Source organism: Haematobacter genomosp. 1, from assembly GCF_002196855.1.
In the GTDB taxonomy this organism is placed as follows: domain Bacteria; phylum Pseudomonadota; class Alphaproteobacteria; order Rhodobacterales; family Rhodobacteraceae; genus Haematobacter.
This window is the reverse complement of the sequence record NZ_NIPW01000011.1, coordinates 123,867-143,517: the sequence shown is the minus strand read 5'-3', so window position 1 is coordinate 143,517 and position 19,651 is coordinate 123,867. Positions and strand designations below refer to the sequence as shown.

19 protein-coding genes are annotated in these 19,651 nt (G+C 65.4%); 7 read left to right on the top strand and 12 right to left on the bottom strand.

The window, feature by feature from the left end:
• The first annotated feature begins 14 nt into the window (after positions 1–14).
• From choX to choV, 3 genes are read left to right on the top strand one after another with little or no spacing between them, the layout of a single operon-like run.
• Positions 15–941, top strand: coding sequence for a choline ABC transporter substrate-binding protein (gene choX / locus CDV49_RS08870; RefSeq protein WP_088215182.1), 927 nt, complete (start codon positions 15–17; stop codon positions 939–941).
• A gap of 46 nt (positions 942–987) precedes the next feature.
• The gene (gene choW, locus CDV49_RS08865) at positions 988–1,824 is read left to right on the top strand and encodes a choline ABC transporter permease subunit (protein WP_088215181.1); all 837 of its coding nucleotides are present in this window, start codon (positions 988–990) and stop codon (positions 1,822–1,824) included.
• Positions 1,821–2,891, top strand: a complete 1,071-nt coding sequence (gene choV / locus CDV49_RS08860) for a choline ABC transporter ATP-binding protein (protein WP_088215180.1) — start codon at positions 1,821–1,823, stop codon at positions 2,889–2,891. Before choW ends, choV begins: the two co-directional genes overlap by 4 nt.
• Here the strand turns inward: choV and CDV49_RS08855 are convergent.
• The 5 genes from CDV49_RS08855 to scpA all read right to left on the bottom strand — a co-directional run bounded on the left by CDV49_RS08855 (position 2,858) and on the right by scpA (position 8,825).
• Positions 2,858–3,784, bottom strand: coding sequence for a DMT family transporter (locus CDV49_RS08855; RefSeq protein WP_088215179.1), 927 nt, complete (start codon positions 3,782–3,784; stop codon positions 2,858–2,860). The two genes, choV and CDV49_RS08855, sit on opposite strands and share 34 nt — an antisense overlap.
• A gap of 205 nt (positions 3,785–3,989) precedes the next feature.
• Positions 3,990–4,730, bottom strand: coding sequence for a YebC/PmpR family DNA-binding transcriptional regulator (locus CDV49_RS08850; protein WP_088215178.1), 741 nt, complete (start codon positions 4,728–4,730; stop codon positions 3,990–3,992).
• A 479-nt stretch (positions 4,731–5,209) separates the two neighbouring features.
• Positions 5,210–6,022, bottom strand: coding sequence for a TIGR00282 family metallophosphoesterase (locus CDV49_RS08845; protein WP_088215177.1), 813 nt, complete (start codon positions 6,020–6,022; stop codon positions 5,210–5,212).
• Between the two features lie 37 nt (positions 6,023–6,059).
• Positions 6,060–6,668: a VOC family protein gene (locus CDV49_RS08840; protein WP_088215176.1), complete on the bottom strand. Its 609-nt coding sequence runs from the start codon at positions 6,666–6,668 to the stop codon at positions 6,060–6,062.
• Positions 6,669–8,825, bottom strand: a complete 2,157-nt coding sequence (gene scpA / locus CDV49_RS08835) for a methylmalonyl-CoA mutase (protein ID WP_088215175.1) — start codon at positions 8,823–8,825, stop codon at positions 6,669–6,671. It abuts the gene before it with no gap.
• A 110-nt stretch (positions 8,826–8,935) separates the two neighbouring features.
• Here scpA and CDV49_RS08830 point away from each other — a divergent pair, with 110 nt between their 5' ends.
• On the top strand, positions 8,936–9,424 hold the full coding sequence (locus tag CDV49_RS08830; protein ID WP_088215174.1) for a DUF4174 domain-containing protein: 489 nt from the start codon (positions 8,936–8,938) through the stop codon (positions 9,422–9,424).
• A 5-nt stretch (positions 9,425–9,429) separates the two neighbouring features.
• Here the strand turns inward: CDV49_RS08830 and CDV49_RS08825 are convergent, their stop codons facing one another.
• The 4 genes from CDV49_RS08825 to CDV49_RS08810 form a co-directional block, all read right to left on the bottom strand.
• The gene (locus tag CDV49_RS08825; RefSeq protein ID WP_088215173.1) at positions 9,430–11,430 is read right to left on the bottom strand and encodes an acetyl-CoA carboxylase biotin carboxylase subunit; all 2,001 of its coding nucleotides are present in this window, start codon (positions 11,428–11,430) and stop codon (positions 9,430–9,432) included.
• 259 nt (positions 11,431–11,689) lie between these two features.
• A complete protein-coding gene (locus CDV49_RS08820) occupies positions 11,690–12,094 on the bottom strand; it encodes a hypothetical protein (RefSeq protein WP_088215172.1) in 405 nt (134 codons plus the stop codon).
• The gene (locus tag CDV49_RS08815) at positions 12,094–12,465 is read right to left on the bottom strand and encodes a DUF6497 family protein (protein WP_143413146.1); all 372 of its coding nucleotides are present in this window, start codon (positions 12,463–12,465) and stop codon (positions 12,094–12,096) included. Before CDV49_RS08815 ends, CDV49_RS08820 begins: the two co-directional genes overlap by 1 nt.
• Positions 12,466–12,490: 25 nt before the next feature.
• Positions 12,491–14,023 (bottom strand): acyl-CoA carboxylase subunit beta, encoded by a 1,533-nt coding sequence (locus CDV49_RS08810; protein WP_088215170.1) that lies wholly within the window; start codon positions 14,021–14,023, stop codon positions 12,491–12,493.
• A gap of 210 nt (positions 14,024–14,233) precedes the next feature.
• Between CDV49_RS08810 and CDV49_RS08805 the strand changes: the two genes are divergently transcribed.
• Positions 14,234–15,448: a multidrug effflux MFS transporter gene (locus tag CDV49_RS08805; protein ID WP_088215169.1), complete on the top strand. Its 1,215-nt coding sequence runs from the start codon at positions 14,234–14,236 to the stop codon at positions 15,446–15,448.
• Between the two features lie 55 nt (positions 15,449–15,503).
• Positions 15,504–16,910, top strand: a complete 1,407-nt coding sequence (locus CDV49_RS08800; protein ID WP_088215168.1) for a helix-turn-helix domain-containing protein — start codon at positions 15,504–15,506, stop codon at positions 16,908–16,910.
• A gap of 86 nt (positions 16,911–16,996) precedes the next feature.
• Here the strand turns inward: CDV49_RS08800 and CDV49_RS20460 are convergent, their stop codons facing one another.
• The 3 genes from CDV49_RS20460 to CDV49_RS20455 form a co-directional block, all read right to left on the bottom strand.
• On the bottom strand, positions 16,997–17,161 hold the full coding sequence (locus tag CDV49_RS20460) for a hypothetical protein (RefSeq protein ID WP_156961335.1): 165 nt from the start codon (positions 17,159–17,161) through the stop codon (positions 16,997–16,999).
• 87 nt (positions 17,162–17,248) lie between these two features.
• On the bottom strand, positions 17,249–18,556 hold the full coding sequence (gene purB, locus CDV49_RS08795; protein WP_088215167.1) for an adenylosuccinate lyase: 1,308 nt from the start codon (positions 18,554–18,556) through the stop codon (positions 17,249–17,251).
• 80 nt (positions 18,557–18,636) lie between these two features.
• Positions 18,637–18,777, bottom strand: a complete 141-nt coding sequence (locus CDV49_RS20455; protein WP_179209152.1) for a hypothetical protein — start codon at positions 18,775–18,777, stop codon at positions 18,637–18,639.
• Here CDV49_RS20455 and CDV49_RS08790 point away from each other — a divergent pair.
• A complete protein-coding gene (locus CDV49_RS08790) occupies positions 18,776–19,591 on the top strand; it encodes a heme-dependent oxidative N-demethylase family protein (protein ID WP_088215166.1) in 816 nt (271 codons plus the stop codon). The genes CDV49_RS20455 and CDV49_RS08790 overlap by 2 nt on opposite strands.
• Positions 19,592–19,651: the final 60 nt, after the last annotated feature.

Here is a 19,651-nt window from a genome sequence, read left to right as displayed (position 1 = left end):
CACGAAGGAATCCAATGTCCATCGTTCGCACAACGCTCCTCACGTCAGCCCTCGTCGCAGCCGCGCTGCCCGCCGCCGCCAACTGCGACAAGGTCACATTCGCCGATGTCGGCTGGACCGACATCACCGCCACGACCGCTGTTGCGACCACGGTCCTGCAGGCGCTCGGCTATGACACGGAGATCAAGCTGCTTGCCCTGCCGGTGACGTTTGCCTCGCTCGCGAACGGGCAGATCGACGCGTTTCTAGGTCTCTGGATGCCCTCGATGGAGGCGGACATCACACCCTACCGGCAGGCAGGCACGATCGATGAAATCCGAACGAACCTGACCGGGGCGAAATACACGCTCGCCACCAATGCCGCGGGCGCGGCGGCGGGGATCAGGGATTTCAAGGACATCGCGACGCATTCCGACCTGCTTGACAGCAAGATCTACGGGATCGAGCCGGGTAATGACGGCAACCGGCTGATCCTCGACATGATCGAAAAAGGTCAGTTCGGACTGAAGGATTTCGACCTTGTCGAAAGCTCCGAACAGGGCATGCTGGCGCAAGTGCGGCGCGCCGACGGCCAATCGCATCCAGTGGTCTTCCTCGGCTGGGAACCCCATCCAATGAACTCCAACTTCGACCTGACCTATCTGTCGGGCGGCGATGAGGTGTTCGGGCCCGATTTCGGCGGCGCCACGGTCGGCACGCTGGCGCGGAAGGGTTATGTGGCGGAATGCCCCAATACCGGAAAGTTCCTTGAGAACCTTTCCTTCTCGCTTGAGATGGAGAACGAGATCATGGGCGCCATCCTTGACGACGGAGCGGAACCCGCAAAGGCCGCGGAAACCTGGCTCAAGGCGCATCCCGAAGTCATGTCGCCCTGGCTGGAAGGCGTTACGACCAAGGACGGCGGCGACGCACAGGCGGCGGTCGCGACGGCTTTCAAGTGAGCAGTTCCCCCTCCTCTCCTGAGCCAGCCGAAGGACCGACAAGCTGATGGACTGGATAACCTCGACCAAGATCCCGGTCGGACGCACGGCAAAGCTTGTGTTCGACTGGCTGAACCTGCACGCGGCGGCGTTCTTCAACGCGCTGTCCACCGGAATGCAGGGGTTGATCGACGGAATATTGTGGCTCCTGCTGACGCCACCCCCGCTGGTCATCGTGGCGATCTTCGTCGCCATTGCCTTTGCCATCCAACGCAACTGGAAAGCGCCGCTGATCGTGCTGGTGGGCTTTCTCTTCGTGATGAACCAGGGCTACTGGCAGGCGACGATGGAAAGCCTGACACTGGTGCTCTCCGCCTGTGTCGTCTGCATGGCGATCGGAGTGCCCGTGGGCGTCTTCCTTGCGCACCGGCCAAGGCTTTACGCCTGGGTCGCCCCGGTGCTGGACCTGATGCAGACGCTGCCGACCTTCGTCTATCTCATCCCGGCCATCGTGTTCTTCGGCATTGGCATGGTGCCCGGCCTGATCGCGACGGTGATCTTCGTGCTTCCCGCGCCGATCCGGTTGACCTATCTCGGCATATCCTCGACGCCCTCGTCGCTCACCGAGGCGGCGACGGCCTTCGGGGCCACGTCGCGGCAGAAGCTGTGGAAGGTGGAGCTTCCCTATGCCACCCCGCAAATCATGGCGGGCCTGAACCAGACGATCATGCTCTCGCTCTCCATGGTGGTGATCGCGGCGCTTGTCGGTGCCAATGGGCTTGGGGTGCCGGTGGTGCGGGCGCTGAACACGGTCAATACGTCTCTGGGCTTCGAGGCGGGATTCGTCATCGTCATCGTGGCCATCCTTCTTGACCGGATGCTCCGCGTGGAGCGCCGCAAATGAGCGCCGCACCAACGAACAGCGCCGTCGAGTTCGACAATGTCTCCATCGTCTTCGGGGACAATGCGCGCGGCGCTCTGCCGCTGATGGACGCGGGGATGGACCGTGCCGAAGTGCGCGCGAAAACCGGCCAGATCCTTGGCGTGCACAACGCCTCCCTGACGGTCAATACCGGCGAGATCGTCGTTCTGATGGGCCTTTCCGGCTCCGGCAAATCAACCCTGCTCCGCGCGGTGAACGATCTGAACCCGGTCACACGCGGCGAGGTTCGGGTGAACGACGGCAACCGGATGGTTGCGGTGAACGGCGCGGATGCCCGAACGCTCCGCAATCTGCGGCTGCATCGCGTCTCCATGGTGTTCCAGCAGTTCGGACTGCTGCCCTGGCGGACCGTGCGGGACAACGTGGGCCTGGGGCTGGAACTCGCCGGGCTCAGCGCCGCGGAACGACGGGCCAAGGTGCAGGAGCAGCTGGAGATCGTCGGCCTGGAAGGCTCGGCCGACCGGCGGGTGACGGACCTGTCCGGCGGCATGCAGCAGCGGGTGGGCCTTGCCCGCGCGCTGGTGACGGGGGCCCCGATCCTGCTGATGGACGAGCCGTTCTCGGCCCTGGACCCGCTGATCCGCACCAAGTTGCAGGATGAGCTTCTGGCCCTTCAGGAGCGGCTGAAACGCACGATCCTCTTCGTCTCCCACGATCTGGACGAGGCCTTCAAGATCGGCAACCGCATCGCCATTCTGGAAGGCGGACGGATCGTGCAGACGGGAACCCCGCGGGAGATCTACTCCAACCCCGCGTCGGACTACGTGTCGGATTTCGTTCAGAACATGAACCCGCTTGCCGTGCTCACCGCCTGTGACGCGCTGGAACCGCTGACGGAGAGCGCGAGCGGCGCCCTCCCGGCTGGCCTGCCGATCCGCAAGGCGATGGCCGCGCTCGAGGCAGCCGGCCATGCGATGCGTGTCATGGACGGGGCGGAGACGCTGGGCCAGATCAGCCCCGCCAGCATCTCACGCAGGCTGCTCACGCCGAACGATCAGGCGCTTTCGGTAATGCCCGCCGGGGTCTGACCTCGTTTCAGCCGCGCTTCGCGCAGCGTGACATAGGCGACGGCGGAGATGATCATCGCCGCGCCCACCACGACCCAGATATCCGCCGCCTCCCCAAAGGCGGCGGCGCCGATCAGCGTGGCCCAGATGAGTTGCAGAAACGTCACCGGCTGGGTGACGGAAACCGGCGCAAGGCGGAAGGCCCGCGTCATCGCATAATGCCCGAAAGTCGCGCAGCCGGCGACGATCGCCATGCCGCCGAGTTCGGCAAGGCTGGGCTGCACCCAGTTCATGAGCGCCAGCGGTGCAAGCAGAACCGTCACCGTCACCGACATCCATGCCACGACGAGAGCGGGGTTCATTTCCTCGGACAGACGCTTGGCAAACAGGAAGGAGGCGCCGAAGCAGGCGGTGGTGGTCAGCATGGCCAGATGGCCCGGCTCGACCTCGCGCACGCCCGGACGCAGGATCACCATGACGCCGACGATGGCGACGAGGATCGCAACGATCCGCCGCATCGCCAGCCGCTCGCCAAAGAACACCGCCGCCCCCAGCGTCACGTAGATCGGGGTGAGATAGTTGATCGCCGTCACTTCCTGCAGGGGGATGGAGGTCATGGCGTAGAACCAGCAGATCACCCCGACGGCATGCAGCCCGCCCCGCGCCCAGATCAGCCCCATGATCCGGCGGGTCGGTCTCTGGCGCAGGAATGCAGGGGCGAGCGGAAGCAGGAACAGAAGCCCGAAGCCGAACCGCAGGAAGGCCGATTCCGCCGCCGGCAGGCCCTGCCCGAAAATCTTGACGAAGACGTTCACGCCGACGAAGGACAAGCCCGAGACGAACATCCACAGCATGCCGGTCAACGGCTGGCTGTCGGTTTCCGGGGAAATCGGGGGAACGGTGACGGTGGCCATACCCCTCTTCTGGGCCGCGCCGCCGGACTTGGCAAGTCCGGGACGGATTAGCCTGCCTGCTGTGGCAGAAGACCCTCAGCGGCGAACCAGAAACGCGCCCGACCGGAGCTGAATTCCCCCGCTCGGCAGGTCAGCGGGGATAATGCCCCGCACCCGTGCGGTGCCGGATCAATTCGACACCGCCAGAATTGAAAGGCCCGGCCCTTCAGAGTTGAGCCATCACCTCATCCGAGATCTCGAAGTTCGCGGTGACGGTCTGCACGTCGTCGTCATCCTCCAGATTGTCGATCAGGCGCATGAGCTTCTGGGCGGAGTCGAGATCCAGTTCGGTCGTGGTGCTGGGCTTCCAGACAATCTTCGCGCTCTCCGCCTCACCGAGCGGGGCTTCCAGCGCGCCGGAAACATCCGCCAGTTCGTCGAAGGCGCACCAGATGATATGGCCGTCCTCGGAGGTCTCCACATCCTCGGCGCCCGCTTCGATCGCGGCCTCCATGACGGTGTCGGCATCGCCCACGCTCAACGGATAGGTAATCTCACCCTTCCGCTCGAACATGAAGCTCACCGCGCCGGTCTCGGCCAGGTTGCCGCCCGATTTGGTAAAGAGCGAGCGGACATTGGAGGCGGTGCGATTGCGGTTGTCGGTCATCGCCTCGACGATGACGGCGACGCCGTTCGGGCCGTAGCCCTCATACCGGATCTCCTCGAGGCTGTCGGCATCCGCGCCGCTCGCCTTGGCGATGGCCCGCTCGATCACGTCCTTCGGCATCGACTGGGTCTTGGCCTCCTTCACCGCAAGGCGGAGACGGGGGTTCTTGTCGGGATCGGGGTCACCCATCCGCGCCGCAACGGTGATCTCGCGTGCGAGCTTGGAGAAAAGCTTCGAGCGGGCCGCATCCTGCTTGCCCTTGCGATGCTGGATGTTGGCCCATTTGGAATGGCCGGCCATGGCATGCTCCGTCTGGATGTCTGAAATTTGCCGCATCTCTAGCGAACGGGGCCCAAGGGGGCAAGGGCGGCGTGGGTGCCATGACCCAAGTCTGACGCAGCACGTTACCGCCGCACGTCACCGCAGAACGCGATCAGCACGACGGATGCGAGCCTTGGGAGCTTCCGACATCGGATCGTCCCGTGACGGTTTTGCATGGGCGGCGTCGGTCCTGCAGCGATACCGAACCGCAAACGCCTCGAATACGGCCCGCTGATCCCTTTGCAGGGGAGGCCGACCGCCTCGGCCCGGACCCTCTTTTTCCCGATGAGGGAGCGTTGCTTCGGATTCGTGCCCGCCTGCGCGGGCTTCTACTTCCCTGCCTCTCGCCGGAGCCAGACGCCCAGCCCACGGGAGCGACACAAGCTCCACTGCAAGAATTGGCCGCCAATCCATATGCGGTGCTCCAGAAACGGTTGCCCCCGCAGGACAAGGACAGCTTATGGACCCGCCTGATCCAGCCGCCCGCCGACCCGGACCATGGCCTGGCGCACGGCCTTTCCGGTTGCGTCATCCGTCTCCACGAAGATGCCGCAGAGGGTCGCCGGGCCGTTGCCCGGCTCGAACCGCCCGCTCGCCATCCCGGTGATGAAGCGGCGGAGCGGCTCCATCTTGTTCATGCCGATCACGCTGTCGTAGTCGCCGCACATGCCCGCGTCCGACTGGAAGGCCGTCCCGCCGGGCAGGATCTGGGCGTCCGCCGTCGGCACGTGGGTATGCGTTCCGACGACGACGGAGGCGCGCCCGTCGCACCAGTGACCCATCGCCATCTTCTCGCTCGTCGCCTCGCAATGCACGTCGAGCAGGATGGCCGTGGCGGCAGCGCCGAGCGGGTGGGCCTTGAGCACCGATTCCACCGCGGAGAATGGATCATCGAACGGGCGCTTCATGAACACCTGCCCCAGCACCTGCGCCACGAGGATGCGCCGCCCGTCGGGGAGCGGGAACAGCCGGAAGCCGCGCCCGGGCGCGATCTTCGAATAGTTCAGCGGGCGGATGATGCGCGGCTCCTGCTCGATGAAGGACATCATGTCCTTCTGGTCGAACGCATGATCGCCCAGCGTCAGGCAATCCGCGCCCGCCGCCAGCAGCGCCTTGGCGTGGTCGGGCGAAAGCCCTGCCCCGCCTGTCGCGTTTTCGCCATTCACCACGACGAAATCGAGTTTCCATTCCGCCCTGAGACCCTGCAGCCGCTCCGCAATGGCGGTGCGGCCCGTCCGGCCCACGACATCCCCGAGAAAAAGTATCCGCATGATCTGTCCCTAGACCCGCTTGGCGCGAAGGGCAAGTTCAGAGCGACCTGAGCCCGAGCGGCGTTTCGAACCATGCCGTCATGCCTGGCGCACCGGGCTGAACCGTGACACGCGCGTCCGCGAGGAAGGGGGCCAGCGCCACCGCCAGCCCCGGCGCATCGGGATGGCGCAGCTCCAGCCGCACGAGTTCGATCCCCGTATTGCCCAGCCGCTGCACCGGATGCGCCACACCCTGCCATTCGATCAGCGCGGGAAAGATGCCGTCGAAGGGCAGTTCGCCATCGTCCGACAGGCTGAACCGCCAGGCGAGATCACCCCGGGTCAGATCCTGCGGCGTGCCCGCGCCCGGCGGCGCATGGCGCAGCGACGCCGTCAGATCCGGCACCGCCAGCACCCAGTTGGTCAGCCGTGCGGGCCCCGCAAGCCTGTCGAGCCCGAACCAGCGCGGACGGTCGGGGCGCGGCAGATGCGGCGCGGGAGAGATGACCTCCAGATACGCCTCGCCCGCGCCCAGCAACCGGTTGTGCGTGGCCATCAGCGCATGTTCCCCGCCGCCAGCGGGAGCGACACCGAGGTTCGCCTCAACGAAAGCCGCCCCTTCCTCCAGCGTCGCGGAGGAGACGACGAGATGGTCGATGACAGCCACCTACTCCGCCGCCTCGCTCTGCCGCGATGCGCGGATGAGATCGAGGATGTTCTTCGCCGCATCGGGAATGTTGGTGCCGGGGCCGAAGATCGCCTTGACGCCGTTGTCGTAGAGATACTGGTAGTCCTGCTGGGGAATGACGCCGCCGCAGACGACGATGATGTCACCCGCGCCCTGTGCCTTCAGCGCCTCCACCAGCTTCGGAGCCAGCGTCTTGTGTCCGGCCGCCTGGCTGGAGATGCCGACCACGTGCACGTCGTTGTCGATGGCGTCCTGCGCGGCTTCCTCCGGCGTCTGGAAGAGCGGCCCCACATCCACGTCGAAGCCGATGTCGGCGAATGCGGTGGCGATGACCTTGGCCCCGCGGTCGTGTCCGTCCTGCCCCATCTTCACCACGAGCATCCGCGGGCGCCGGCCCTCCTCCTCCGCGAAGGTTTCCACGTCGCGCTGGATGGCGGCGAAGCCTTCATCGCCCTCATAGGCAGCGCCATAGACCCCGGCGAGCGTCTTGACCTCCGCCCGGTGGCGGCCGAACACCTTCTCCATCGCCATGCTGATCTCTCCCACGCTAGCCCGCGCACGCGCAGCCTCCACCGCCGCCTCGAGCAGGTTGCCGCCTTCCGTCGCCCGGCGCGTGACCTCGGCGAGAGCGGCCTCGCAGGCGGCCTCGTTCCGGGTGGCGCGGATACGCTCCAGCCGCGCGATCTGCGACTCGCGGACCTTCTGGTTGTCGATGTCGAGGATCTCGATCGGATCCTGCTGGGCAAGGCGATACTTGTTCACCCCGACGATCACGTCCTCCCCCCGGTCGATCAGCGCCTGACGCCGCGCGGCGGTCTCCTCGATGCGGAGCTTGGGCATGCCGGTGGCGACGGCCTTCGTCATGCCGCCCATGGCCTCCACTTCCTCGATCAGCGCCCAGGCCTTGTCGGCCAGTTCCGCCGTGAGGCTTTCGACATAATAGGACCCCGCCAAGGGATCGACGACATGGGTGATGCCGGTTTCTTCCTGCAGGATGAGCTGGGTATTCCGCGCGATTCGTGCAGAGAACTCGGTCGGCAGCGCGATCGCCTCATCCAGCGCGTTGGTGTGGAGCGACTGGGTGCCCCCCAGCGCCGCCGCCAGCGCCTCATAGGCGGTGCGGATGACGTTGTTGTAGGGGTCCTGCTCCTGCAACGACACGCCGGAAGTCTGGCAATGCGTCCGCAGCATCAGGGAGCCGGGCTTCTTCGGCGCGAACTCCTGCATGATCCGGGTCCAGAGCAGCCGCGCCGCGCGGAGCTTTGCCGCTTCCATGAAGAAATTCATGCCGATGGCGAAGAAGAACGACAGCCGTCCTGCGAAATCGTCCACGTTCATCCCGGCGGCGATGGCCGCGCGGACATATTCCCGCCCGTCCGCCAGCGTGAAGGCCAGCTCCTGCACGAGGTTCGCCCCCGCCTCCTGCATGTGATAGCCGGAGATCGAGATGGAGTTGAACTTCGGCATCTCTTTCGAGGTGTATTCGATGATGTCCGCGATGATCCGCATCGAAGGCTCGGGCGGATAGATGTAGGTGTTGCGGACCATGAACTCCTTCAGGATGTCGTTCTGGATGGTCCCGGAGAGCACGGCACGGTCATGCCCCTGCTCCTCCCCCGTGACGATGAAGTTGGCGAGGATCGGGATCACCGCGCCGTTCATCGTCATCGACACGGAGACCTTGTCCAGCGGAATGCCGTCGAACAGGATCTTCATGTCCTCGACCGAGTCGATGGCCACACCCGCCTTGCCGACATCACCCACCACGCGGGGATGGTCGCTGTCATAGCCGCGGTGGGTGGCAAGGTCGAAGGCCACCGACACGCCCTGCTGTCCCGCCGCCAGCGCCTTGCGGTAGAAGGCGTTCGATTCCTCCGCCGTGGAGAAGCCCGCATACTGCCGGATCGTCCATGGCCGGCCGGCATACATCGTCGCCCGCACCCCCCGCGTATAGGGTGCGATCCCCGGCAGGCTACCCATATGGGGCAGGCTGGCCGTGTCCTCCTCCGTGTAGAGGGGCTTCACGGGAATGCCTTCCAGCGTCTGCCACGTCAGCGTATCGGGGTCGCGCCCCTTCAGCTCTTTCGTGGCCAGGGCGCGCCATGCATCCGTTTTGGCATCCGGCTTGTCGGTCATCTCTCTCCCTCCGCGCGGGGGCTGCGGCACAGGGCCGCAACCGGGATCATCGCGCTTTTAGCTGTGAATTGCACGTGGGCCTGCCTATATCTTGCGCGACTGGAGGCCCCATGATCCGCATCGCGACCGTTGTCCTTGCCGCATTGCTCGCGGCCCCCCTGATGGCGGAGACGCTGACGGCGCCGGTTCTCAGCACCGAACACCGGGCGCTGGCGGCGGGCACCGGCGCGGATCCGCTTCCGGCCGAAGGGGTGAAGCTGTCCGAATTCGCCTGGACCCATCGCCCGCTGGTGATCTTCGCCGACAGTCCGAACGACCCGGCCTATCTCCAGCAGCGGCAGATGCTGCTCTCCAGCCCGGAAATTCTCGCGGACCGGGAGATCGTCGTCATCGTGGACAGCGACCCCGATCAGCGGTCGGACCTGCGGATGCGGCTGCGCCCGCGCGGTTTTTCCCTCGTGCTGCTCGACAAGAACGGCTCCGTCCTGCTCACCCGACCGCTGCCCCGCACGGTGCGGGAAATCGCGGCGGCGGTGGACAAGACCCCCCTCCGCCGTCAGGAAGTGCAGGAGCGCCGGAGCACTCCGCGGAGCCAGTAGCCCGGTCACTCGAACTCCATGATGATGTCGTCCACGGCCAGGCTGGCGCCGGGTTCGGCGGCGATGTGCTTCACGACGGCCTTCTTTTCCGCGCGCAGGATGTTCTCCATCTTCATCGCCTCCACCACGGCAAGCGCCTGACCTTCCTGGACCTCCTGCCCCTCCTCCACAAAGATGCGGACGATGAGCCCCGGCATCGGGCAGAGCAGGAATTTCGACGTGTCGGGCGGCAGTTTCTCCGGCATGAGCCGGGCCAGCTCGGCCTGCCGCGGGCTGCGGACGTGAACCTTCATGTCCGCACCCTGAAAGCGGATGCGGAAGCCGGAGGTCGTATACCCCACCTTCAGCGTCAGCGGCTCTTCGTCGATGGTCACATGGGCGAGCGTTTGCCCCGGCCGCCAGTCGGAGATGACACGATGCTCCGCACCATCCTCGAAGGTCACGGTGGAGCCGTCACGATCCGCCTCAACGTCGACGTTCAGGTCCTCGCCCTGAAGCGACACAACCCAGCTGTCGCCCACCTTGCGCTCGTGATTGTCCATTCGCCCGGAGATGCGGGAGCGGCGGATCTCCGTCACGCGGAACATCGCGGCCGCGGCAGCCGCCACCTTGCGCGCCAGCGGCTCCGGCAGCGTCACGCCCTGAAACCCCTCGGGATATTCCTCCGCGATGAAGGCCGTGGTGATGTTGCCGCTGCGGAAACGCGGGTGGGCCATCACGGCCGACAGGAACGGCAGGTTGTGACCGATCCCCTCCACCTCAAAGGCGTCGAGCGCCTTTTCCATGCCCTCGATCGCCGCTTCCCGGTCAGGGGCCCAGGTGCAGAGCTTGGCGATCATCGGGTCGTAATACATGGAGATCTCGCCGCCCTCATAGACGCCGGTATCATTGCGAACCACCGCATCCGCGTGATGGAACTCCTCCGGCGGACGATAGCGAGACAGCCGCCCGATGGAGGGCAGGAAGTTGCGGTAGGGATCTTCGGCATAAAGGCGGCTTTCCATCGCCCAGCCGTTGATCTTCAGGTCTTCCTGCCGGAAGGGCAGAGGCTCGCCATCGGCCACGCGGATCATCTGTTCCACAAGGTCGATGCCGGTGATGAGTTCGGTAACCGGATGCTCCACCTGCAGACGGGTGTTCATTTCGAGGAAGTAGAACTTCCGCTCCGCATCCACGATGAATTCCACCGTGCCTGCGGAGGTGTAGCCCACCGCCTTGGCCAGCGCGACGGCCTGTTCCCCCATCGCCTTGCGGGTTTCCGGGTCAAGGAAAGGCGACGGCGCCTCCTCGATCACCTTCTGGTTGCGCCGCTGGATGGAGCATTCGCGCTCATGAAGATAGACGCAGTTGCCGTGTTTGTCGGCCAGAACCTGAATTTCGATATGGCGGGGCTGGGTGACGAACTTCTCGATGAAGATCCGATCATCCCCGAAGGAATTCGCCGCTTCGTTCTTCGACGATTCAAAGCCTTCGCGGGCTTCCTCCGCGTTCCACGCGATCCGCATCCCCTTGCCGCCGCCGCCTGCGGAAGCCTTGATCATCACTGGGAAACCCACTTCCCCGGCGATGCGCACTGCCTCATCCGCGTCGGCGATCAACCCCATGTAACCCGGCACGGTGGAGACGCCCGCCTCCTGCGCCAGCTTCTTGGAGGTGATCTTGTCGCCCATCGCCTCGATGGCGGAGGACGGCGGGCCGATGAAGACCACGCCCTCCTTCTCCAGCGCCTCAGCGAACTTGCGGTTCTCCGACAGGAAGCCATAGCCCGGATGCACGGCCTCCGCGCCGGTCTGGCGGATGGCGTCCATGATCTTGTCGATCACGATGTAGGACTGGTTGGCGGGCGGCGGGCCGATATGGACCGCCTCGTCCGCCATCTTCACATGCAGCGCGTTGCGGTCGGCATCGGAATAGACGGCGACCGTCTTGATCCCCATCTTCCGCGCCGTCTTGATGACGCGACAGGCGATCTCTCCCCGGTTCGCGATCAGGATTTTCTTGAACATTCTCCGTCCCTTCCGTCACATCCCTCAGGCGAGCCGCGGCGACAGGCCGGACTGCCATGACATTCCTCACATGCCGGGGATCCCGCCTGAAAGGCCGACCCGCTCCGGGGGGATACGGGTCGGCAAGTCAGGAAAGGTTGACGGTCTGGATGGACCGGAGCGGCAACCCGCCCGCGATCAACATGCCTTCTCCGTCACCCGGCGCAATGGCCTTCGACAGGCGGACTTCCACAATGCGCGGGAGTCCGCCTGCCCTTTTTCAACCCTCATCCTCCCCGTCGCCCCAATCCTCCCATTCCTCCTGGACGGGGGCTTCCGGCGCCGCGAAAACCTGCGGGAAGGAGCGGCGCGCCTTCACCGGATCGATGCGCAGCAGCGCCTCGTAGCTTTCCGGGTCGAACGGGTCTTCGGCCGGAAACACCTCCTGCATGAACAGCCACGACAGCCGCCCCGCATCGAGGTTTCCCCGCTCGAACGGCTCCTCTCCGAACTGTTGCCAGAGGGCAGCCATGAAAGCCTCGTCCACGGCGCGATCGACCTTCCTTCGGTCGGCATAGCGCTTGCGGGAGATGAGTTTCGTCGCGCCCTCCTTGTTGGCGCGGCGCACGGTAAACTGAAAATCGGTGCCGGGGTATCGACCCGGAAATCCGCGGTGTTTGAGCATCAGAACGCCTCCCAGATGCAGTGGCCGTTCTCGATCCGGTAGGCCTCGAAGAACTGGACGACGCCGGGATCGGCGTCACCGAAGGCAATAGCGCGATCCGCGACGGAGATCACCACCTGCGCGGGCGATTCAGCGAGGCGGGACATGCGCGGCAGCGCGAAGGCTTCGCAGAGGGCGCGCATGTCCTGCTCCATGCCTTGCTCCTCCATGCCTTGCTCGCCGATCGGCCTGACCACGAAACGAAAGCGGAAGGTCAGCCCCTCCGGCCCCTCCGTGTCGCTGAGCATCTCCTGAAAGGTCACGGCCGCGCCGGAGGGAACGCGGATCGCCTCCGCGCCTCCCATCACAGGTAGTGCCACAAGTCCCGCCATGAGAACGCCCACCCCGATCCCCGCGTCAGAGCGGGATGTTGTCGTGCTTCTTCCACGGATTGGCGAGCTTCTTGCCCCGCAGGCTGGCAAAGGCGCGCGCCACGCGGCGACGGGTGGAATGGGGCTGGATCACCTCGTCGATGAAGCCCTTCTCTGCCGCGACGAACGGATTGGCGAACCGCTCCTCGTACTCGGCCGTGCGCGCCGCGATCTTCTCCGGGTCGCCAAGCTCCGAGCGGTAGAGGATCTCCACCGCGCCTTTCGCACCCATCACCGCGATCTGCGCCGTAGGCCAGGCATAGTTGAAGTCGCCCCTGAGATGCTTGGACGCCATCACGTCATAGGCGCCGCCATAGGCCTTGCGGGTGATGACCGTCACCTTCGGCACCGTCGCCTCGCCATAGGCGAAGAGCAGCTTCGCGCCATGCTTGATGACGCCGCCGTATTCCTGACTGGTCCCCGGCAGGAAGCCCGGCACGTCCACCAGCGTCAGGATCGGGATCTCGAACGCATCGCAGAAGCGCACGAAGCGGGCCGCCTTGCGCGAACTGTCGATGTCCAGACAGCCCGCAAGCACCATCGGCTGGTTCGCCACGACGCCAACCGTCGTGCCTTCCAACCGGATGAAGCCGATCAGGATGTTCTTCGCGTAATCCGCCTGCACCTCGAAGAAATCGCCCTCGTCCGCGATCTTGAGGATCAGCTCCTTCATGTCGTAGGGCAGGTTCGGATTGTCCGGGATCAGCGTATCGAGGCTCGACTCCACCCGCGCGGGATCATCGAAGAACGGGCGGACGGGCGGCTTCTCCCGGTTGTTGAGCGGCAGGAAATCGAACAGCCGCCGGATCTCGATCAGCGCCTCCACGTCATTCTCGAACGCGCCGTCAGCCACGGAGGATTTGCGCGTATGCGTGCCGGCGCCGCCCAGTTCTTCCGCCGTCACGACCTCGTTCGTCACCGTCTTGACCACATCGGGACCGGTCACGAACATGTAAGAGGAATCGCGGACCATGTAGATGAAGTCCGTCATGGCGGGGGAATAGACCGCACCGCCCGCGCAAGGCCCCATGATGACAGAGATCTGCGGCACCACGCCGGAGGCCAGCACGTTCTTCTGGAACACGTCCGCATAGCCTGCCAGCGAGGCCACGCCCTCCTGGATCCGCGCGCCGCCGGAATCGTTCAGACCGATCACCGGCGCGCCGTTCTGCATCGCCATGTCCATGATCTTGCAGATCTTTTGTGCATGGGTTTCGGAGAGCGAGCCGCCGAACACGGTGAAATCCTGGCTGAACACATAGACCATGCGGCCGTTGATCGTGCCCCAGCCCGTGACGACCCCGTCGCCCGCGGGCCGCGACTCCTCCATGCCGAAGTCGGTCGAGCGGTGCTTGACGAACATGTCGAACTCCTCGAACGAGCCCGCGTCCAGCAGGACGTCCAGCCGTTCGCGGGCGGTGAGCTTGCCCTTGGCGTGCTGTGCGGCGATGCGCTTCTCGCCCCCGCCCAGCCGCGCCTCCGCCCGGCGTTCCTCCAGCGCTTCGAGAATGTCCTTCATCTTCCCCTCCGGCTTTTGTGGCACCCTATGCGGGGCATCGAGGGCGGGAAAGAGCTTTCAAGGATATTTGCAAATATGTTTGGCAGAAACAAATGCAAATTGCAAATTTAGCAAATATAACAATCGCAGGAGCGACACCAAATGTCGCTATTCGTCAATCATGCCGCTTTTGGAATGGACGCGCGGATGCAGGGGCTCTAGCAGCCGGATATGACCGCGACATTCCCTCCCCCTCGCAGCACGACACGTTTCCTTGACCGGAAATCGCCGCCCCATATCGGTACGCTGATCTTCATGGCAGCGCTGCCCGCGCTCACGACCAATATCTTCTTGCCATCCCTCCCGACGATGGCGCGGCATTTCGGCACCGATTACCACGTGGTGCAGCTTGGCGTGTCGCTGTTTCTGGTGGCCAATGCGGTTCTGCAACTCGCGATCGGCCCGATTTCCGACAGGTTCGGCAGACGGCCGGTGCTGCTCGCCTCCGTCGCGGGCTATCTGGTCGCGACGCTCGGGGTCATGCTCGCGCCGACGGTGGAGCTGTTCCTCGCCTTCCGCATGTTACAGGCGGTGATCGTGGCGGGGATGGTGCTCTCCCGTGCCATCATCCGGGATACGCACCCGCCGGAACGGTCAGCCGCGATGATCGGCTATGTCACGCTCGGCATGTCCATTGCCCCGATGATCGGGCCGACGCTGGGCGGCCTCCTCGACCAGACCTTCGGATGGCGGGCGAGCTTCACGCTCCTCCTTATCGCGGGCGGGGCGCTTCTTGCCCTTGCATGGGCCGATCTGGGCGAGACGGCGCCGCTTCGGAGCCACGGCGGTTTCCGGCAGCAATTCCGCGCCTATCCCGCCCTTCTGTCCTCCCGCCGCTTCTGGGGGTTTTGTCACGCCGCGACCTTTTCCTCCGGGGTGTGGTTCGCCTATGTCGGCGGTGCCCCCCTTGTCGCGAGCGACCTTTACGGGCTTACGCCCATGCAGCTCGGCATCGGGTTCATCTGTCCCGCCGTCGGTTATGCCTTGGGCAACTTCCTGTCGGGCCGGCTGTCGCTGCGCTTCGGGATCGAGCGGATGGTGGTATTCGGCAATGTCGTCTGCATGCTTTTCGCGCTGGCCCTTCTGGCGCTGGAGGTGTCCGGCCTGCTGAGCGTCACGCTCTTCTTCGGCATGATCGCAGGCGTCGGTGTCGGGAACGGCCTGACAATGCCCAATGCCATGGCGGGAATGCTGTCCGTGCGGCCGGAGCTGGCGGGCTCTGCCTCCGGGCTGGGGGGTGCGGTGACGCTGGGCGGGGGCGCGGCCTGCGCCGCCCTTGCCGCCTTCCTGCTGGGGGGCGGGGAGAGCGGGGCGATGCCGCTGCTGCTGTTCATGGCGGTGATCGGTCTGCTCGGCCTCCCGCCCCTGCTCTGGCTGCGCCGCTAGGGCTTGCAGCTACCTTTGCAAAGCTTATGGTGATATTTGCAAAGAGGAGGCCGCCATGGCGATGCAAAAGCTGTATGCCGGGGTGAAGCTGCGGGAGACGCGCACCCGCCTTGGCCTGACGCAGAAGGTCTTTGCCGAGAAGCTGGGCGTCTCCCTTCCCTATCTGAACCAGATGGAAAACAACCACCGGCCCGTCTCCACCGGGGTGGTGCTGTCGCTGGCACAGGAATTCGGGCTGGACGTTACGGAGCTTTCCACCGGCGAGGGGGAGCGCATCGTCTCCGACATGCGGGAGGCGCTGGCGGATCCGGTCTTCAGCGAGTCCACGCCGCCGCTGGGCGATCTGCGCCTCGCCGCCTCCAATGCCCCCGTGCTGGCGCGCGCCTTTCTGGACCTGCACCGCGCCTATCGGCAAAGTCAGGAACGTCTCGCCTCGCTGGAGGATGTGCTGGGGCGGGAGGGAAGCGCGCTCCGCCTGTCGCCTTGGGAGGAGGTTCGCGACTTCTTCCACTATTGCGACAACTACATCGACGCGGTGGATCGTGCAGCGGAACGCTTGACCCATGGGGTGGATGGCAGGCGGCGCGACCCGCACACCGCGGCGGAGGAAGTGTTTGCCAGCCTCGGCTACCGCGTGGAAATGACCGACACGCCGGTCCTGCGCAGCGCGGATCCGGAGCGGCGGATCATCACGCTCTCCACCACGGCCCCGCCTGCGACGCGCACGTTTCAGCTGCTCCACCAGCTCGCCCTGCTGACCCAGCGCCCGCTGCTGGAGGCGACGCTCGACCTCGCCCGGTTCCAGACGGAGGAGGCCCGCGCGCTTGCCCGCACGGGAATGGCCAATTACTTCGCGGGGGCGGCGCTGCTGCCCTATCGTGCCTTTCTTTCCGCGGCGCGGGAGACGCGGCATGACCTTGAAAGACTGGCTGACCGCTTCGGCGCCTCCATAGAACAGGTCGCACATCGGCTCTCCACCCTGCAAAGGCCGGGGGAGAAGGGCGTGCCCTTCTTCTTCGTCCGCGTCGATCAGGCGGGCACGATCACCAAGCGCCACTCCGCCACGCGGCTGCAGTTCGCCCGCTACGGCGGCTCCTGCCCGCTGTGGAACGTCCATCAGGCGTTCGAGACGCCGGGCCGTTTCCTGCGCCAGTTGATGGAGACGCCGGACGGCGTTCGTTATCTGTCCATCGCGCGGGACATCTCCAAACCGGCAGGCTCCTTCGGGGCGCCGGTCCGCCGTTATGCCATCGCGCTCGGTTGCGAGATCGGCCATGCGGAAAGCATCGTCTATGCCGACGATCTGAACGTCGCGCGGCAGAAATCATATGAGGTGGTCGGCATTTCCTGCCGGATCTGCGAGCGGCGCAACTGCCACCAGCGATCCGTGCCGCCGCTGGAACGCCGACTGCGGATCGACCCCGATCACCGCGGCATCCTGCCCTATGAGATCGGCGGCTGACCGGGGGCAGGTTTTCTGCGCCCCGGTCAGCTTATATCATCCCGGTCACCTTACTCCGCCCCGGTTCGCCCCGGTTCGACGAAGGATCACCCGGCGGGCGTCACGCAGCGGCTGGCCGCGTCATCCCAGACCTGACCCGTCACGCAATTCTGCGCCGAGACATGTTTCGCCCCGCAGGCCGCGGCCGCGATCCCCGGCCCCAGCGCCGCGATAAGCGCAAGGGCGGTGGCAGGAAGCAGTTTCGTCTTCATCTCCGTCTCCCTTTCGTGGTGGAAGACGCAAGGGTCCGGCCAAAGGTGATTCGTTGCAATATGCAATCGCCCCCTGGCCGGACGGCATCACGCCTCGCCAAACACCCGGCGGAAGATCGTGTCCACGTGTTTGGTGTGATAGCCGAGGTCGAACTTCTCCTCGATCTCGGCGGGCGACAGGGCGGCGGTGACCTCCGGGTCGGCCAGCAGCTCCGTCTTGAAATCCGCGCCCCGCTCCCAGACCTTCATCGCGTTCCGCTGGACGAGACGATAGGCGTCCTCCCGGCTCACACCGGCCTGTGTCAGCGCCAGCAGCACCCGCTGCGACATGACCAGCCCTTTGAACTTGTTCATGTTCCTGAGCATGTTCTCTGGATACACAACCAGCTTTTCCACAACGCCAGCAAGCCGGTTCAGGGCGAAGTCGAGATGCACCGTCGCATCCGGCCCGATGCCCCGCTCCACGGAGGAATGCGAGATGTCGCGCTCATGCCAGAGCGCCACGTTCTCCATGGCAGGCGTCACGGCAGACCGCACGAGCCGCGCCAGCCCCGTCAGGTTCTCCGTCAGCACGGGGTTGCGCTTGTGCGGCATGGCGGAGGAGCCTTTCTGCCCGGGGGAGAAATATTCCTCCGCCTCCAGCACCTCGGTCCGCTGCATGTGCCGGATTTCGATGGCGATATTCTCCATCGACGAGGCGATCACTCCCAGCGTGGCAAAGAACATCGCGTGCCGGTCACGGGGGATGACCTGCGTGGAGATGGGTTCGGGCTTCAGCCCCATCTTCTCGCAGACATATTCCTCCACCCGCGGGTCGATATTGGCGAAGGTGCCGACCGCGCCGGAGATGGCGCCGGTGCGGACCTCCTCCCGGGCCGCCACCAGCCGATCCCGGCCCCGCGCCATTTCCGCATAGAAGCGGGCGAAGGTCAGGCCCATCGTGGTGGGTTCCGCGTGGATGCCGTGGCTGCGGCCGATGCGCACCATGTCCTTGGTCTCGAACGCGCGTTTCTTCAGCGCGGCCAGCACCTTGTCCATATCCGCCAGCAGAATGTCCGCCGCGCGCACGAGCTGCACGTTCAGCGTCGTGTCCAGCACGTCCGAGGAGGTCATGCCCTGATGCACGAACCGCGCCTGCTCCGCGCCGATATGTTCGGCCAGATGGGTGAGGAAGGCGATGACGTCATGCTTGGTGACGGCCTCGATCTCGTCGATCCGGGCCACGTCGAACTCCACGTCCCTGGCCTTCCACACCGCTTCCGCGTTTTCCTTGGGGATAACCCCGATCTCGGCCTGCGCGTCGGAGGCATAGGCCTCGATCTCGTACCAGATGCGGAATTTCGTCTCAGGCGACCAGATGGCCACCATTTCGGGGCGGGAATAACGGGGGATCATGGCGGCTCCTCGGGCAGCTTGGAAAATGGCTCGGATCGGAACGGGGGCGCCGCGCATCCGGCACGGCTGACGGGGGCCGTTTAGGCCCTGACGGCCGGTTCGGCAAGCGCCGCCTCTGCGAAAGCCGCTTTGAGACGCCCCGATCCTGCGCCAATATGGCGCACCGTGCTCCCGCCCGGAGCCTTCAGCTTCCAGCCCTCAGCCAGGTTTGCATCGTCCATGACCGACACGCCCTCCCTGCCCCCCGTTTTCCATGATGCCCTGCCCGTCGCCGCATGGATGGATGAAAAGACCCGCCGCCTTCCCGGCATCCAGCCCCTCGCGCCCGGAGACTGGCTCCGCGTGGACGAGGCTTTCGCCGGTCAGATGGCGCTCCGCGACAGGCTGATCGCCACGCGGCGGGAGGACGTTCTGGCGCTGGCGGAAAACACCCGGCCCGCGGCGGAGGAGTTGCTGGAGCGTGTGCTATCGGAGATCGCAGTCCATCCGGGTTACGTCGTGGAGGCGGAGACTGTTCGTCGCCCTGACGGCGTCGAGGTGGCGATCGACCGGCGCGATCCGCTCGCCACGGCGGGGCGGCTCGTGCAATGCGACCTCTGTCTGCTCGACAATCCCGGCGGCGGGGAACACGCGCTGCTGGGTGCGGTGCTCTGCTTTCCGGCAAGCTGGACGCTGCGGGAAAAGTTCGGGCGCGGGTTGCTCTCCATCCACACGCCGGTACCGCGCTATGACGCGGACGTGGCCAAGCGGGTGCAGCGGCTCTTCGACGCCGTGCGGCCGGAACAGCCGCTCTGGCGGGTGAACGCGCTTTCCTACGGATCGGCGGTTCTCCATCACCCCCGCCCCGAATACGCCCCCCGGTCCGCGCCGGGGCCGGAAAGCTATGTGCGTGCGGAACGGCAATGCATCCTCCGCCTGCCCGCGACGCGCGCGGTGGTCTTTTCGATCCACACCTATCTGCTGCCGCGCGCGCGTCTGTCGGAGGAGCAGGAAGCAGGCCTGATCGCGCATCCGTTCCACCGCTTTTCGGCCTGACGTGCAGGACGCATTAACCATTTGTAAACCGCTTCGGGGCAAGGTCGGGCCGTAATCAGC

What these genes read in the sequence shown, in the direction of transcription:
- CDV49_RS08820 (WP_088215172.1), bottom strand. Translation starts at nt 12,094, where the DNA reads ATGCTCAAACACCGCGGATTTCCGGGTCGATACCCCGGCACCGATTTT.
- CDV49_RS08815 (WP_143413146.1), bottom strand. Translation starts at nt 12,465, where the DNA reads ATGGCGGGACTTGTGGCACTACCTGTGATGGGAGGCGCGGAGGCGATC.
- CDV49_RS08850 (WP_088215178.1), bottom strand. Translation starts at nt 4,730, where the DNA reads ATGGCCGGCCATTCCAAATGGGCCAACATCCAGCATCGCAAGGGCAAG.
- CDV49_RS08810 (WP_088215170.1), bottom strand. Translation starts at nt 14,023, where the DNA reads ATGAAGGACATTCTCGAAGCGCTGGAGGAACGCCGGGCGGAGGCGCGG.
- purB (WP_088215167.1), bottom strand. Translation starts at nt 18,556, where the DNA reads ATGATCCCCCGTTATTCCCGCCCCGAAATGGTGGCCATCTGGTCGCCT.
- CDV49_RS08825 (WP_088215173.1), bottom strand. Translation starts at nt 11,430, where the DNA reads ATGTTCAAGAAAATCCTGATCGCGAACCGGGGAGAGATCGCCTGTCGC.
- CDV49_RS08855 (WP_088215179.1), bottom strand. Translation starts at nt 3,784, where the DNA reads ATGGCCACCGTCACCGTTCCCCCGATTTCCCCGGAAACCGACAGCCAG.
- CDV49_RS08845 (WP_088215177.1), bottom strand. Translation starts at nt 6,022, where the DNA reads ATGCGGATACTTTTTCTCGGGGATGTCGTGGGCCGGACGGGCCGCACC.
- CDV49_RS08790 (WP_088215166.1), top strand. Translation starts at nt 18,776, where the DNA reads ATGACCGACACGCCCTCCCTGCCCCCCGTTTTCCATGATGCCCTGCCC.
- CDV49_RS20460 (WP_156961335.1), bottom strand. Translation starts at nt 17,161, where the DNA reads ATGAAGACGAAACTGCTTCCTGCCACCGCCCTTGCGCTTATCGCGGCG.
- choX (WP_088215182.1), top strand. Translation starts at nt 15, where the DNA reads ATGTCCATCGTTCGCACAACGCTCCTCACGTCAGCCCTCGTCGCAGCC.
- choW (WP_088215181.1), top strand. Translation starts at nt 988, where the DNA reads ATGGACTGGATAACCTCGACCAAGATCCCGGTCGGACGCACGGCAAAG.
- choV (WP_088215180.1), top strand. Translation starts at nt 1,821, where the DNA reads ATGAGCGCCGCACCAACGAACAGCGCCGTCGAGTTCGACAATGTCTCC.
- CDV49_RS08805 (WP_088215169.1), top strand. Translation starts at nt 14,234, where the DNA reads ATGACCGCGACATTCCCTCCCCCTCGCAGCACGACACGTTTCCTTGAC.
- CDV49_RS08830 (WP_088215174.1), top strand. Translation starts at nt 8,936, where the DNA reads ATGATCCGCATCGCGACCGTTGTCCTTGCCGCATTGCTCGCGGCCCCC.
- CDV49_RS20455 (WP_179209152.1), bottom strand. Translation starts at nt 18,777, where the DNA reads ATGGACGATGCAAACCTGGCTGAGGGCTGGAAGCTGAAGGCTCCGGGC.
- CDV49_RS08800 (WP_088215168.1), top strand. Translation starts at nt 15,504, where the DNA reads ATGGCGATGCAAAAGCTGTATGCCGGGGTGAAGCTGCGGGAGACGCGC.
- scpA (WP_088215175.1), bottom strand. Translation starts at nt 8,825, where the DNA reads ATGACCGACAAGCCGGATGCCAAAACGGATGCATGGCGCGCCCTGGCC.